This window comes from Kitasatospora sp. NPDC002227 (assembly GCF_040296285.1).
Classification (GTDB): Bacteria; Actinomycetota; Actinomycetes; order Streptomycetales; family Streptomycetaceae; genus Kitasatospora.
Window position 1 is genome coordinate 51,390 of record NZ_JBEOWY010000045.1, and the last position, 15,096, is coordinate 66,485.

Sequence of the window (15,096 nt, forward strand, 5' to 3'; positions counted from 1 at the left end):
ATGCTCGCAGAAGTGTCCATGGCAAGTTCTGGCGAGTCAATAGCCCGGTACGTTTTGGCCTCGGGTGGTGCGGTCAGCCCGAGGCGCGGGCGATCAGGCGGGTGGGGAGTACGACCGACTCGCCGGCCTTCGGGCCCTGCAGCAGCAACTCCAGGGCGCGGGAGCCGAGTTCCTCGACCGGCTGACGCACTGTGGTCAGGCCCGGGCGGGATCGGGCTGCCACCGGAGCGTCGTCGAAGCCGATCACCGCGACGTCCTCGGGCACCCGGAGCCCGCGCCGCCGCAGGGCCCTGAGCGCGCCTGCGGCCATCTGGTCGGAGGCGACGAACACCGCGTCCAGGTCCGGGCGTTGGTCGAGCAGCCGGTGCATCGCGTGCTCGCCGGAGGCGCTGGTGAAATCCCCGTACGCCACGGCGGGGCGGGCCGCCGGGCGGTTCTGGCGTACCGCCTGGTGGTAGCCGGCCAGTCGGTCCGCGCCCACGGCGGTGTCGGGCGGCCCCGCGACGGTGACGATCGTGCGGCGGCCGGAGGCGCAGAGCCGCCGCACCGCGTCCCGGGCGCCGGTGAGGTTGTCGGCGTCCACGAAGGCCACCACGCCGGGCTCCGGCGGACGGCCGAGGGAGACCACGGGGATCCTGGCCGCGTGCAGCAGCCGGGCGAGCGCGACGTCCCCCCACGGGCCGACAAGGACCACGCCGTCGGCGTGACCGCCGCACAGGTAGCGCACCAGCGGCGGCCTTCGCGAGCGCCTGGGCACCGTGAAGACCGCCAACTCCCGGTCCACGCCGGGCAGGGCGCGCCGCAGGCCGGCGAGCAGGCGGACGTGGAAGGTGTCGACGTGGTACTGGAGCGGATCGGCGAAGACCACCACGGCCACCACCCCGGTGTCCCGGGTGCTGGGGGCCCGGCGCCGGACGTACGCCAGATCGTGCGCCGCGCGCTCCACCCGGGCGGCCACCTCGGCGGACACCCGGGCGGAGCGGTTCAGCACCCGGGAGGCGGTCGCCGTGGAGACGCCGGCCCGGCGGGCGACCTCGGCCAGGGTGGGGGCGGATTCGGTACGGGGGATCGACTGCATGCGGGCCGTCCTGGATCGGTCCATGACAGGGAGGGGCTGCGCGTCGGCCGTCACCCGCATCGGGCCACCCGCAAGCTTGGGCCGCCCGGCGATCAGCGTCAAGAGATCTGACGCGAACCGCTCATTCCGTTCCGGGCAGCGCGTTGTGCCGGATCACCTCCGCGTACCAGTGGGCGCTGTCCTTGGCGGTGCGCAGCTGGGTCGCGTAGTCCACGCGGTAGAGGCCGAAGCGCTTGGCGTAGCCGTACGCCCACTCGAAGTTGTCCATCAGCGACCAGAGGAAGTAGCCCCGAACGTCCGCACCGGCGGTGATCGCGGCCCGGAGCGCGGCCAGGTGTGCGTGCAGGTAGGTGATCCGCTCGTGGTCGTGGACGGCGCCGTCCGGGGTCAGGGTGTCCTCGAAGGCCGCGCCGTTCTCGGTGACCAGCAGCGGCAGGCCGGGGTGGTCGCGGTGGAGGTCGAGCAGCAGGTCGGTCAGGCCGGTCGGGTCGATCGGCCAGCCCATCGCGGTCACGTCGCCCGGCGCCTTGTGGAAGAGCACGCCCTCGCTGCCCGGCCAGGGTGACTGGGCCCCACCGCCGTGACCGTCGTCGCGGGAGGTGTCGGCCGCCGGGTCGTGGTCGGCCGGTCGGGCGGAGACCACGGTGGGGGTGTAGTAGTTGACGCCCAGCAGGTCGACGGGCCGGGCGATCTCGGCGAGGTCGCCGTCGTGGACCAGCTTCTGCCAGTCGACCAGGTGGGCGGTGTCGGCCAGCAGGTCCTCCGGGTAACTCCCCTTCAGCATGGGCCCGGTGAAGACGCGGTTGCCCACGGCGTCGATCCGCCGGGCGGCCCCGAGGTCGGCGGGCGAGCCGCTCAGCGGGCGGACGGCGTGCAGGTTGAGCGAGGCGCCGACCTTGGCGTCGGCCGGCAGCGCGGCGCGCAGGGCCGCGACCGCGAGGCCGTGGCCGAGGTTGAGGTGGTGGGCGGCCCGCAGGGAGTCGGCCCAGTCGGCGCGGCCGGGCGCGTGGACGCCGGAGCCGTAGCCCAGGAAGGCGGAGCACCATGGCTCGTTGAGGGTGATCCAGGTCGAGACCCGGTCGCCGAGGGCGTCGGCCACCAGCGCGGTGTAGTCGGCGAAGCGGGCGGCGGTGTCCCGGGCCGGCCAGCCGCCGACGTCCTCCAGCTCCTGCGGGAGGTCCCAGTGGTAGAGCGTGACGACGGGCGAGATGCCCTGCTCGAGCAGCTCGTCGGTCAGGCGGCGGTAGAAGTCCAGGCCCCGCTCCACCGCCGGTCCGCGCCCGGTCGGCTGCACCCGGGGCCAGGAGACCGAGAACCGGTAGGCGTCCAGCCCGAGTTCGGCCATCAGCCGGACGTCCTCGCGGTAGCGGTGGTAGTGGTCGGTGGCCTGGTCGCCGGTGTCGCCGCCGGCCGTCCGGCCGGGGGTGCGGCTGAAGGTGTCCCAGATCGAGGGCGTCCGGCCGCCGATGTCGACGGAGCCCTCGACCTGGTACGCCGCCGTCGCGGCGCCCCAGACGAAGCCGGTGGGGAAGGTGGCGGTGCGGATGGGGGCCGACTCGGCCCGTACGGCTGTCATGCTGGCTTCTCCCTCATCGAGACGGTTGAACTGACGGTACGTCAGCTCTTGACGGCGCCGGCGGTGATGCCGCCGACGATGTGCTTGCCGAGCAGGGCGAACACCAGGAGCAGGGGTGCGGTGCCGATCAGGGCGCCGGTGAGGATGACGGCCTGGTCGGAGTCGTAGGAGCCGCCGCCGAGGCTGGCCAGAGCCACCTGGACGGTGGGGTTGCTCTGGCTGAGGGCGATCAGCGGCCAGAAGAAGTCGTTCCAGGACTGCACGAAGACCAGCATGCCGAGCACGGCCATGCCGGGGCGGGCGATCGGCAGCACCACGCTGCGCAGGATCCGCAGGCTGTTGGCGCCGTCCATCCGGGCGGCCTCGACCAGTTCGAGGGGCAGGGCCTCGGAGAGGTACTGCCGCATGAAGAACACGCCGAACGCGGCGACCAGGTTGGGAAGAATCACCGACTGCAGCTGGTCGGTCCAGTGCAGCTTCGCCATGATCTGGTAGAGCGGGATGACGCTCAGCTGGGCCGGGACGGTCATGGTGGCGACGACCAGGGTCAGCAGCGCGTTCCGGCCCCGGAACGGCAGTTTGGCGAAGGCGAAGCCGGCCAGGGTGGCGAAGAGCACGGTGCTGGCGGTGACGCAGCCGGCCACGGCGGTGGAGTTGAGCAGCGCCTGGCCGAGGTGGACCTGGTTCCAGGCGATGTCGAGGTTGTGCCAGAGGTTGCCGCCGGGCAGCAGCGGGGGCGGGGTCTGGGAGATCCTGGTGCTGGAGGTGGAGGCGCCGACCAGCGTCCAGTAGAGCGGGAAGAGCGAGACGAAGGCGACCAGGATCAGGATGACGTAGGTGAGCGGTCCGGCGCCGTGGAGGCCGCGGGCCCCGGTGCGGGGTCGCAGGCGGCCGGTCGGGGTGGTCGTGGTCAACGTCCCTCCTTGGCACGGCGGTAGCGTGCGAACGCGAGGTTGAGGGCGCCGATCGCCAGCAGGAGGAGCAGCATCGTCCAGGCGACGGCGGCGGCCCGGCCGAGGTGGAAGGCGTACCAGCCCTGGTCGTAGAGGTAGAGGCCGAGCGTCTGGTACTGGTGCGCGGAGCCGCCGCTGTGGCCGTTCGATCCGCCGAACAGCAGGGGCTCGCCGAAGAGTTGGGTGGCGCCGATGGTGGAGACCAGGACGGTGAACAGCACGGTGGGCCGGATGGCGGGCACGGTGACGTGCCGGAACTGCTGCCACCGGCTCGCGCCGTCGATCGCCGCCGCCTCGTAGAGGTCGTGCGGGACGGCCTGCATGGCGGCGAGGTAGATCAGTGCGTTGTAACCCGTCCAGCGCCAGGTGACGATGGTGGAGACGGCGATCTGCGAGCTCCAGGTGCCGGCCTCCCAGTCGACGTGACCGAGGCCGACCTGGCCGAGCAGCCAGTTGATCATCCCGTAGTCGCGGCCGAAGAGCAGTGAGAAGACCAGGGTGGCCGCCGCGATCGAGGTCGCATAAGGGGCGAGCATCGCGACGCGGAGGAAACCACGGCCGCGCAGACGGTAGTTGAGCAGATGGGCCAGGCCCAGGGCCATCAACAGCTGCGGCACGGTGGACATCACACCGATGGTGAAGGTGTTGCGCAGGGCGTTCCAGAACAGGTCGTCGTGGAGCAGCCGGGTGTAGTTGTCCAGGCCCCGCCACTGCAGCTGGTCCGAGGTCTGCAGGTCGACGCTGTGCAGGGAGACCCAGGCGGTGTAGAGCAGCGGGAAGAGGCCGAAGGCCGCGAAGCAGAGGAAGAACGGGGCGATGTAGGCGTAGGGCGAGGCCTTGACGTCCCATCGGTACAGGCGGGTCCGCCAGGGGCTGGGCGGGGGAGCGGGACGGGGGACACCGACGGTGCTGGCCGGCACGGCCTCGTCGAGCATGGTGTGGCCTCTCTCGGGGAGCGGGCCCCGCCCGGGTACGCCGGGCGGGGCCGAGGGGACTGGCGTCTGGGTCAGCCGCTGACCTTGTCGTCGATCTCCTTGACGGCGGCGCTCCACGCCTTGGCCGGGTCGCTGTGGTGCTGCTCGATGCCGAGCAGGCCGTTGGAGAGGGTGTCCTTGACCAGGCCGTCCCACTCGCCGATCACCGCGGGCTGGACGGAGCCGGCCGTGGCGGCGTAGACCTTGCCGGTCGGGGTGTCCGCGAAGTAGTCGAGCTTGGCGTCCTGCACCTCGGGCCGGCTGAGCGCGGCCACGTTGGAGGGCAGGTTGCCCACCTTGGCGAAGACCTTGGCCTGCTGCTCGGGCGCGGTGAGCCAGGCGGCCAGGGCCTGGGCCTCCTTCTGGTGCTTGCCGGCCTTGGGCACGGCGAGGAAGGAGCCGCCCCAGTTGCCGGCCGCCGGGGGCGCGGCGATGTCCCACTTGCCCTTGTTGGCGTCGCCCGACTTGCCGGAGACGATGGCCGTCATCCAGGAGGGGCAGGCGACGGTGGCGAACTTGGAGTTGGCGAAGCCCTGGTTCCAGGGCGTGTCGAACTGCTTGAGCCCGGCGCTGATCCCGGACTGGGCGGCACTGACCGCCAGGCCCCAGGCGGTCTTGACCGAGGCGCTGTCCTTGTAGGCCAACTGGCCGCTGCTGTCGGCGTACTGGGTGGTGCTGGAGGTGACTACAGCGTTGAAGAGGCCGCTCGCGGAGTCGGTGAAGAAGGTGCCGGCGGGCGCCTTGGCCTGGTACTGCTTGCCGACCTCGACGAACTTGGCCCAGTCGCCCTTCCAGAGCTTGGCCACCTGGTCGCGGTCGGTGGGCAGCCCGGCCTGCTGGAAGAGGTCCTTGCGGTAGCAGACCGCCATCGGGCCGATGTCGGTGCCCAGGCCGATGGTCCTGCCGTCGGTGGTGGTGGCCTGCTGCCACTTCCAGGGGAGGAAGTCGGCCTGGTGGACGCCGTCGGCCTTGCCGAGGTCGGCGAACTTGTCCGCCTGCTTCTTCACCACCTGGGCGATCCGGCCGACCTCGATCGCCTGGATGTCGTCGAGGCCGCTGCCGGAGGCCAGGTGGGTCTGGAGGGCCGGGTAGTAGTCGCCCTCCTGCTGGACGTTGTGTTCGACGATGGTGATGCCCGGGTGGGCCTGCTGGTAGGCGTCGAACAGGCCCGCCTCCTTGTAGCCGAAGGTGCCGAAGTCGCCGACGGTCAGCGTGACCTTGCCGCCGGAGGCGGCGTCACCGGTGGAGGCGGAGCCCGAGCTGCTGCAGCCGCTGATCAGCAGGGCGCTCAGGGCCAGTGCCGATGCTGTGGTCAGGGCGCTTCTGCCCGGGGTGGTGCCGGAGTTCCGCATGGCCGAATGTCTCCTCGTCCAGGGTGGTTCGTGGATGCGCCGCACTGGGGCGGCCGGCTGTGCTGCGACATGGAACAGCGGGGAGCTGGGTGGGGATTCGGGAGCGCGGTCGGTATCCATCTTGGGAGCGCTCCCACTACGATGTGGGAAGATTGCTGCGTCAGGCGAGGGAGTGTCAAGGGTGCGAGTCGGCTCCGTTACCGGAACGTGTCCGGCACCTCTCGGAACAGCCGCCCGCCGCCCTCCGGGAGACCGATCATGAGCCGAGCCGAACAGCAGCCGTCCGCCGTCCGACCGACCCTGGAGGCGGTCGCCGCACGGGCCGGGGTGGGCCGGGGCACCGTGTCCCGCGTGGTCAACGGGTCGCCGAAGGTGAGCGCCAAGGCCAGGGCAGCCGTCGAACAGGCCATCGCCGAGCTCGGGTACGTCCCGAACCAGGCGGCGCGCTCGCTGGTCACCTCGCGGACGGACTCGGTCGCCCTGGTCATCCCCGAGAGCGTCGCCAGGCTCCGCTCCGAGCCCTACTTCTCCGACATCATCACCGGTGTCTCCGGTGAACTCGCCGAGACCGAGATGCAGCTGCTGCTGATCCTGGTCCGTGACGAGCGCGAGCGGGAGCGGCTGACCCGCTACCTGACCGCACGCCGGGTGGACGGCGTCCTGCTGGTCTCGGTGCACGAGGACGATCCGCTGCCCGAGCTGCTCGAACGGCTGGAGATGCCCGCCGTGCTCGGCGGCCGCCGCTCCGGGGAGGAGTCGCTGAGCTATGTGCACGCCGACAACGGCGGCGGGGCCCGGGCGGCCGTCCGGCACCTGCTGGCACGCGGGCGGACGGCGGTCGCGACCATCACCGGCCCGCTCGACATGGAGGCGGCCGAGGCCCGGCTGGCCGGGTACCGGCAGGCCCTCGCCGAGGCCGGTCTCGAGCCGGACGAAGGACTGGTCGCCCACGGCGACTTCACCGAGCGCGGCGGCCGCGAGACGATGCGCGAGCTGCTCGAGCGGCGCCCGGAACTCGACGGGGTGTTCTGCGCCTCCGACATGACGGCGGCGGGCGCCCTGCAGGCGCTGCGCGAGGCGGGCCGGCGGGTGCCCGAGGACGTCGCCGTGGTGGGCTTCGACGACTCGGCGGTGGCCAGGCACACCGAGCCGGCGCTCACCAGCATCCGGCAACCGACCGAGGAGATGGGCCGGTTGATGGTTCAGCTGCTGCTCAAGGAGATCGCCCAGCCGGGGCGGTTCCGCCGGCAGGTGGTGCTGCCGACGGAACTGGTGGTGCGGGCCTCGGCCTGAAGCGGCCTCAGAGTGCGGCCAGATGGGCGCGGTAGCCCGCACCGAAGGCCGTCGGAGTGCCGTCGTAGGAGCTGATCAGCGATGGGCCGCTGCTGCAGTCCCAGGTGTTCCAGGTCCAGCCGAGGTAGGAGATGCCGTGCTGGTCCAGCCAGGGCAGCAGGGTGTCCAGGTACCCGTGGGCGCAGTCGCTCTCGCCCAACTCGCCTGCCACGATCGGTATCTGGCCCGCCAGCGGGGCTATCTGCGAGTCCCAGCAGGAGCTGTTGCTGCAGGTGTTGAAGTTGTACGAGTGCCAGGAGGCGGCCAGGTTGTGCAGTGGATCGGTGGGTTGGTAGGCCGCCCACTGGGTCAGGTCGTTGGCGTACTCGAGGCCGCCGAGCAGGAGGACGTTGTCCGCGCCGGTGGTGCGGACGGCGTTCACCATCGCCTGCATCCCGGCGACCTGGTAGCCGATCCCCGCGCAGCTGCCGCCGTCCCGCCAGCAGGCCCAGCCGGAGGCCGCGCTCCCGGTCGCCCGCGAGGGGTAGGGCTCGTTGAACAGGTCGAGGACGGTGGCGTCGTCGCCCTTGAAGGTCTGGGCGACCGAAGTCCAGAACGGCAGGGCGCCGGCGGCGTCCGGCATCGGTTTCTGGCAGGTGGCGGCGGCGTCCGCGCAGCCGTTGGACGGGCCGGTGTAGACCCCGTCCGTCCAGTGCAGGTCGAGTACGGCCACCAGACCGTTCTGGTGCAGCAGGTCGACGTAGCTGTTCACCGCGGCGATGTACGCCGAACCGGCGTACTCCGGCTTGACGTTGGAGTGGCCGAGCCAGCAGTCCTCGTTCAGTGGGACGCGGACGGCGTTGATCCGCCAGGACTTCATCGCGGTGACGGAGGCCTGGTCGGCCGGTCCGTCGAAGATGCCGTGGCCCTGCACGCACATGAACTCGGTGCCCGAGCGGTCCACCCCGTGCAGGGTGATGGGGCTGCCGGCGGCGGTCAGCAGCTTGTTGCCCGACACGTGCACGGCCGGTGCGGGGCCGGTCGGGGGCGGGGTGGGTGTGGGCGTGGGGGACGGGGTCGGCGTCGGCGTCGGGGTGGGCGAGGACTGCGGGCCGCAGGTGGTGCCGTTGACGGTGAAGGTGGTGGGGGCGGTGTTGGTGCCGCTGTAGCTGAAGTTGGCGCCGGCGCTGACCGAGGCGCCGGGGTTGATGGTGGCGGCCCAGGTGGGGTTGGTGACGGTGACGGCTCTGCCGGTCTGGGTCCAGGTGCCGTTCCAGCCGTTCTGGAGGGTCTGGTTGCCGGTGTAGCTGTAGCCGAGGGTCCAGCCGTTGACGGGGGTGGTGCCGGTGTCGGTGATGGTGACGTTGGCGGTGAAGCCGCTGCCCCAGTCGTTGCCGAGCGCGTAACCGACATTGCAGCTCACGCTGTTGACCGCCGGGGCAGCGGTGGTGGCGGCCGAGGCGGTCAGCGGGAGCAGGGCCAGGGCGCAGCAGGCGGCCGTGGCGGCCGCGATCCTGGCGGGGGAGAGTCTGAAGGGGCTGGGCGCGGCGGTGCGACTCATGCCGTTGGCTCCTCTGGGTGGGAGGAGGCCGGGGCCGCGAAAGGCGGCCCCGGCCGGGGGAGTTCAGCTCGCGGTGCAGGTGAGCGTGGGGGCGGCGTTGGCGCCGGAGTAGGCCGCCTGGAAGCCGAAGCTGGTGCTGGCGCCCGGGGCGACGGCGCCGTTGTAGGAGGCGTTGGTGGCCGTGACCGAGGAGCCGCTCTGGGCGGCGGTGGCGTTCCAGCTGTTGCCGAGCTGCTGGTTGCCGCCCCACTTCCAGGTCACGGTCCAGGACTTGGTCGCCGCGCTGCCGGTGTTGGTCACCGTGACGTTGGCGGTGAAGCCGCTGCCCCAGTCGTTGGAGACCGCGTAGGCGGCGGAGCAGCCGCTGCTGCCGCCGCCGCCCGAGCTCGCGGTGGTGGCGGTGACGGCGGCCGAGGCCGCGGAGACGTTCCCGGCCGCGTCCTGGGCGGTGACGGTGTACTGGTAGGCGGTCGCGGCGGTGAGACCGGTGTCGGTGTAGCTGGTGCCGGTCACGGTGGCGACCTTGGTGGTGCCCCGGTACACCGCGTAACCGGTCACGCCGACGTTGTCGGTCGAGGCCGTCCAGCTCAGCGAGACGCTGCTGGTGGTGGTGCCGGTGACGGCGAGCCCGGTCGGGACGCTGGGCGGGGTGGTGTCGCCGCCACCGGTGCCGCCGCCGAACGCCGGGTAGGCGTTCTGCACCAGCTGCTGGAACTGGGCACCGAACCACTGGCCGGCCGGGACGTTGTAGCCAGGGATGGCGTCGGTCGGGTAGGTGTTGCCGTTGCCGTCGCTCTGGGTGCCGGCCGGGTCGCAGTGCGGGTCGCCGTGCGGGTGGGTGGCGGTCGGGTAGTCGCCGTCGGACTCGCCCGGCGGCTTGACCCAGAGGAAGGCGATGATCGGGCTGCTCGCGCCGTACGGCTGGGCCTGCGGTCGTGCGCCGATCCCGGCGCCGTTGATGTTGCACCAGCTGCCGCGGAAGTGCTTCTGGTCGACCTTGTTGGCCGCGACGTAGGCGTCCACCGTGCTCGGGCTGGAGTTGAGTGCGCTGGGCCGGGCGGAGCCGCCCCACCCGTTGCGGGAGGTGTCGACCAGCATGCCGATGGTGCTCGGGAAGCCGTTGGACACCAGGGTGGAGTACATCGCGGTGTCGTAGTGGAACTCGTCGAAGTCGGGATTGTACTGGTAGAAGTTGGCCGACTTGAGCGGCTGGCCGCCCACCGTCAGCTCGGAGTTGGGAAGGAACGGCTCGCTGAGCGGAGTGGTGTTGGCGGTGTCGCTGATGAAGCCGTCGATGCTGGCGAAGCCGGCGGTGGTGGCCTTGGCGATCTTGGCGTACTCCTGGCCGGCCGGGCCCATGTTGGTGGACCAGCCGAGCCAGCCCGCGTGGCCGATGTCCAGGTAGTTGTACACGTTGGGGATCGGGTGCAGCTTGTTGAGCGCGTACTCGACGCCCGCTTCGTAGTACGGCGCGGCTGTGGCGCAGGTCGGCTTGGACTGGTTGGTCACGGTGTTGGGCAGCGAGTCGGGCTCGATGACGGCCGCGACCCGGACGGCGGCGTACTTCGGGTTGGCCAGCAGGGCCGCGATGGGGTCGATGTACTGGCTCTCGTAGGTGGTCAACCCGGCTGCGGTTGCCGGGAGTTCACCGTTGGAGGCGAGGGCGGCGCAGTCCCGGCCCGGCAGGTCGTAGACGACGATCTGCAGGACGACCGGGGTGCCGGCCTGCTGCTGGGCGAGAGCGCGGTCGAGGTGCGCCTGCAGGCCGAGGTGGGTGGAGTCGCCGCTGATGGCGCCGATGTGGTCGAGCCAGATGGCGGTCGGGTTGGTCGCGACCTGGGCCTCGAGGGCGCCGAGGGTGCCGCCGTCGGCGGCGGCCTGGGCCTTGACCTCGGCCACGTAGTCGGGGTTGAGGTAGCCGGTGGCGCCGACGAAGGGGTTGGCCAGGTGGGCGGGAGCTGCTTGGGCGGGGGCGGCTTGGGCGGGGGTGGCGCCGATGCTCGGCAGCAGCCCGGTGGCGCCGAGCAGGGCGGCGGCTGTCGCCGTACCGATGCGACGCAGGACAGGGTGGGGCACGTCCGGGTCCTTTCTGACGGGTGGGTGGGGCCCGAATCGGTGGGAGCGTGTCCATGCGGGGGGACACTCACCGCTCCCACATCAAGCCAGCGGTGTCGAAGGTCCGTCAAGATGGTGGGGAGCGCTCCCACGGAGGCGCTGTAAGTTACACGGCGCCGGGCCGGGCCCGACGGTGGCCGGTCCGGCGGTTTACCCCCTGGTCGCCGGGTGGTGGCGCCCCGGCGGGCGGCACCGGAAGGTCCGCGGCGGCGAAGGCGCGTTCTTCCCAAGCTCCTTGGCGCGCCCGACGATCGCAGCCAACACCTCCGTCCGCCGTACGCCCCCGTTGTGCGGCGGCACCCACCCACTGGAGGAAAGCCCATGCGACGCACAGTGCTGCGTTCCCGCGACAGACGGCTCACCGCCACCGCAACGGCCACCGTCCTCGCCCTGCTCGGTGCGGCGGGCGGTGCGCTCACGGCGCCGGCCGCGGAGGCCGCCGCCGGGGTGAGCTGCAATGTCGGTTACGCGCTCGGCAACGACTGGGGCAGCGGCTTCACCGCCAACGTCACCATCACCGACACCGGCACCACCCCCGTCAACGGCTGGACCCTCGGCTACAGCTACACCGGCAACCAGACTCTCCAGAACGGCTGGAACGGCACCTGGACCCAGACCGGCAGAGCCGTCACCGTCACCAACCCCACCTGGGCCGCCACCATCAACCCCGGCGCCTCGGTCAGCGCCGGCGCCAACTTCAGCTACAGCGGCACCAACACCGCCCCCACCACCTTCACCGTCAACGGCACCACCTGCCACGGCGCGAACCAGGCAGCGACCGTCTCGCTGACCTCGCCGACGGCGGGCCAGACCTTCACCCCCGGCTCCACCGTCAAGCTCGCGGCCGACGCGGCCGACGCCGACGGCACCGTCTCGAAGGTCGACTTCTACGCCAGCACCTCGGCGGGCAGCAACACCCTGGTCGGGTCCGCCACCACCGCGCCGTTCAGCGCGAGTTGGGCCAATGTGGCAGCCGGGGACTACTCGCTCACGGCCGTCGCCACCGACAACTCCGGTGCCACCACCACCTCCAGTCCGGTGGCGATCAAGGTGAGCGGGCCGACCCTGCTGGTCAGTCCCGCCACGCTGGCCGTCCAGCAGGGCAGTACGGGCACCTTCACCGTCGCCCTCTCCCAGGCGCCCGCCGCCAACACCACCGTCACGGTGGCCCGTTCGGGGAGTGACGCGGACCTGAGCGTGAAGTCCGGCGGCACGCTGACCTTCACCACCGCCAACTGGAGTACCCCGCAGACGGTCACCGTCGCGGCCGGCACCGACTCCGCCCAGGTGGGCGGCACGGCCACCTTCACCGCCTCGGCCACCGGCTTCGGCTCGGCGGCGGTCACGGTGACGGAGGCGGCGAAGACCTCGGGCTACGACCAGTACTTCCTGGACCTCTACAGCAAGATCAAGAACCCGGCGAACGGCTACTTCAGCCCGCAGGACATCCCGTACCACTCGGTGGAGACGCTGGTGGTCGAGGCGCCGGACTACGGCCACGAGACCACCTCCGAGACGTACAGCTACTGGCTCTGGCTGGAGGCCGACTACGGTCGGGTCACCGGTGACTGGACCGGCTTCAACAGTGCCTGGACCAACCTGGAGACGTACCTGATCCCCAGTCACGCCCAGCAGCCGGGCCAGAGCACTTACAACCCGTCGAAGCCCGCCACCTACGGCCCGGAGAAGGCGACGCCCGACCAGTACCCGGTCAAGCTCAACAGCAGCGTGCCGGTCGGCTCCGACCCGCTCGCGGCCGAGCTGACCAGCACCTACGGCACCGCGGACGTGTATGCTCCGGCCTGGCTGCTCGACACCGACAACCGGTACGGCTTCGGCCAGTGCGAGGACGGCACCACCAAGCCGAGTCTGATCAACACCTTCCAGCGCGGGCCCGAGGAGTCGGTCTGGGAGACGGTGCCGCAGCCCGACTGCGACACCTTCAAGTACGGCAACTCGAGCTCCGGCTTCCTGAACCTGTTCAACGACGGCGGCGGGTCGTTCTCCAAGCAGTACAAGTACACCGACGCCCCGGACGCCGACGCGCGGCTGGTCCAGGCCGCCTACTGGGCCGAGCAGTTCGCCAAGGCGCAGGGCAAGAGCTCGGCGATCACGGCCACGCTCGGCAAGGCCGCCAAGCTCGGCGACTACCTGCGGTACTCGCTCTACGACAAGTACTTCAAGCAGGCGGGCAATTGCAACGGCTCGATGGCCTGCCCGGCGGGCAGCTCGAAGGCGAACAAGCAACTCGGCCTGCTCACCTGGTACTTCGCCTGGGGTGGCGACACCGGCGGCGCATGGTCCTGGCGGATCTCCGGCTCCACCGCGCACCAGGGGTACCAGAACCCGATGGCCGCCTGGGTGCTCGCCAACGATCCCGGGCTGAAGCCGAGTTCGCCGACCGCCGCGACCGACTGGGCGGGCAGCCTGGACAAGCAGCTGCAGTTCTTCCAGTGGCTGCAGTCCACCGAGGGCGGCATCGCGGGCGGCGCGACCAACAGCTGGGGCGGCAACTACGGCGACGACGCGGCGCCGCCGGCCGGTGACCCGACCTTCTACGGCCTGTACTACGACTGGCGGCCCGAGTACCACGACCCGGCCTCCAACCAGTGGTTCGGGTTCCAGACCTGGTCGATGGAGCGGTTCGCCGAGTACTACAACGCCACCGGCGACGCCCGGGCGAAGGCGATCCTGGACAAGTGGGTGCCCTGGGCGATGTCGGTCGCCAAGGCCGACCCGGCCACCGGCACGCTGACCACGCCGGACACGCTCACCTGGACGGGCGCGCCCGACACCTGGAGTGCCACCAGCCCGGGCACGAACACCGGGCTGCACGTCACGGCCGCCGGCGGCGCCACCGACCTGGGGGTGGCGGGCTCGCTGGCCAAGACCCTGGCGTACTACGCCGCCAAGTCGGGCAGCAGCACGGCCCAGAAGTTCGCCCAGAACATCCTGGACACCATCCACGCCAAGTTCGCCGACAGCCTCGGCTACTCGGCGCCGGAGACCCGCACCGACTTCAACCGCTTCACCCAGCCGTACTCGGCCACGACCCACCAGGGCCTGTACGTGCCGCCGGGCTGGACGGGCACGTACCCGGACGGGAGCAAGATCAACTCGTCCAGCACCTTCCTGTCGATCCGGCCCTGGTACACCAGCGACCCGCAGTGGTCCAAGGTCCAGACCTACCTCGACGGGGGCCCCGCACCGAGCTTCACCTACCACCGGTTCTGGGCGGAGGCGGACATCGCGACCGCCTTCGACACCTTCGCCCAGCTCTTCCCGGGGGTGAACCCGGGCAGCTGAGCCGGACCAGTCGAGGCCAGGCTCCGCACCTGCGGAGCCTTTGGCGGACGTCTCCCGAGCCCGGAGCTCAGGGGCCGTCCGCCGACCTCGGGCATCGGCCGTCAGCCGCGGTCGGCCCGGTGCTGTGCCTCGGGGTCTGCCTGGTGCTGTGCCGCACCGGCGGGCTCGGCGCTCCAACTCGCCAGCAGGCGAAGTGACTCGGCCGAGGGCGAGCCAGGCTCGGCGTGGTAGGTGAGCAGCACCTGATCCGGGTCGCCGTGCGGCCGCAGGGCCTCGTAGGAGAGGATGAGCGGCCCGACCACCGGGTGGTGCAGCTGCTTGGTCCCGTGGCCCTTGTCGAGGACGTCGTGTGCCGCCCACAGCCGGCGGAACTCCTCGCTCTTGAGCGAGAGTTCACCGACCAGCGAGGCGAGCCTGGGATCGTCCGGGTAACGCCCCGCGTCCAGGCGGAGGTTGGCGACGATGTCGGCGGCCTTGCCCTCCCAGTTGTCGTAGAGCTCGCGGCTGGCCGGCTCCTGGAAGATCTGCCAGGCCAGGTTGCGCTGCTCGGGCGGCATGGCGTCGAAGTCACCCAGCAGGGCGCAGGCCAGCCGGTTCCAGGCGATGATGTCCGTCCGTCGCCCGATCACGTACGCCGGGACGTCGGCCATCGCGTCGAGCAGCTGCTGGAGGGCCGGGCGCACCCGCTGCGTCCGGGCCGCGGCCCGGACGCCCCGGCGCACCGGTTTGGTCAGGTGGTTGAGGTGCTCGCGCTCGGCGCCGTTCAACCGCAGCGCCTGGGCGATCGCGTCCAGCACGGCGGTGGAGACGTTCTCTGAAGTTCCACCCTGCGGCTGGACACTCTCCGTCTACGCCGCGAGGGTGTGGCCTTGCTGGTGCCGCTGGCGGATCTCGAGTGGCGTGAGGTAG

10 protein-coding genes are annotated in these 15,096 nt (G+C 71.3%); 2 read left to right on the plus strand and 8 right to left on the minus strand.

Annotated features, from left to right (window positions below; genetic code table 11):
* Positions 1 to 73: 73 nt before the first annotated feature.
* From ABT095_RS29890 to ABT095_RS29910, 5 genes are all read right to left on the minus strand, one after another.
* The gene (locus tag ABT095_RS29890; protein WP_350532669.1) at positions 74 to 1,078 is read right to left on the minus strand and encodes a LacI family DNA-binding transcriptional regulator; all 1,005 of its coding nucleotides are present in this window, start codon (positions 1,076 to 1,078) and stop codon (positions 74 to 76) included.
* Positions 1,079 to 1,199: 121 nt separating this feature from the next.
* The gene (locus ABT095_RS29895; RefSeq protein WP_350532670.1) at positions 1,200 to 2,654 is read right to left on the minus strand and encodes a GH1 family beta-glucosidase; all 1,455 of its coding nucleotides are present in this window, start codon (positions 2,652 to 2,654) and stop codon (positions 1,200 to 1,202) included.
* 41 nt (positions 2,655 to 2,695) lie between these two features.
* Positions 2,696 to 3,568 carry a carbohydrate ABC transporter permease gene (locus ABT095_RS29900; RefSeq protein ID WP_502885051.1) on the minus strand — a complete coding sequence of 291 codons (873 nt, stop codon included), beginning with the start codon at positions 3,566 to 3,568 and terminating at the stop codon, positions 2,696 to 2,698.
* The gene (locus tag ABT095_RS29905; protein ID WP_350532671.1) at positions 3,565 to 4,542 is read right to left on the minus strand and encodes a carbohydrate ABC transporter permease; all 978 of its coding nucleotides are present in this window, start codon (positions 4,540 to 4,542) and stop codon (positions 3,565 to 3,567) included. The genes ABT095_RS29900 and ABT095_RS29905 overlap by 4 nt, the downstream gene beginning before the upstream one ends.
* A 71-nt stretch (positions 4,543 to 4,613) precedes the next feature.
* Positions 4,614 to 5,933, minus strand: coding sequence for an ABC transporter substrate-binding protein (locus ABT095_RS29910; protein WP_350532672.1), 1,320 nt, complete (start codon positions 5,931 to 5,933; stop codon positions 4,614 to 4,616).
* Positions 5,934 to 6,191: 258 nt separating this feature from the next.
* Here ABT095_RS29910 and ABT095_RS29915 point away from each other — a divergent pair, with 258 nt between their 5' ends.
* Positions 6,192 to 7,226 carry a LacI family DNA-binding transcriptional regulator gene (locus ABT095_RS29915; RefSeq protein WP_350532673.1) on the plus strand — a complete coding sequence of 345 codons (1,035 nt, stop codon included), beginning with the start codon at positions 6,192 to 6,194 and terminating at the stop codon, positions 7,224 to 7,226.
* A 7-nt stretch (positions 7,227 to 7,233) separates the two neighbouring features.
* Here ABT095_RS29915 and ABT095_RS29920 read toward each other — a convergent pair whose 3' ends face one another.
* A complete protein-coding gene (locus ABT095_RS29920) occupies positions 7,234 to 8,766 on the minus strand; it encodes a cellulase family glycosylhydrolase (protein WP_350532674.1) in 1,533 nt (510 codons plus the stop codon).
* Positions 8,767 to 8,829: 63 nt separating this feature from the next.
* Complete coding sequence (locus ABT095_RS29925; RefSeq protein ID WP_350532675.1) at positions 8,830 to 10,842, minus strand: glycoside hydrolase family 6 protein; 2,013 nt, start codon at positions 10,840 to 10,842, stop codon at positions 8,830 to 8,832.
* A 360-nt stretch (positions 10,843 to 11,202) separates the two neighbouring features.
* Here ABT095_RS29925 and ABT095_RS29930 point away from each other — a divergent pair, with 360 nt between their 5' ends.
* On the plus strand, positions 11,203 to 14,187 hold the full coding sequence (locus ABT095_RS29930) for a glycoside hydrolase family 48 protein (RefSeq protein ID WP_350532676.1): 2,985 nt from the start codon (positions 11,203 to 11,205) through the stop codon (positions 14,185 to 14,187).
* 101 nt (positions 14,188 to 14,288) lie between these two features.
* Here the strand turns inward: ABT095_RS29930 and ABT095_RS29935 are convergent, their stop codons facing one another.
* Complete coding sequence (locus ABT095_RS29935) at positions 14,289 to 14,984, minus strand: MmyB family transcriptional regulator (protein WP_350532677.1); 696 nt, start codon at positions 14,982 to 14,984, stop codon at positions 14,289 to 14,291.
* Between the last annotated feature and the right edge of the window lie 112 nt (positions 14,985 to 15,096).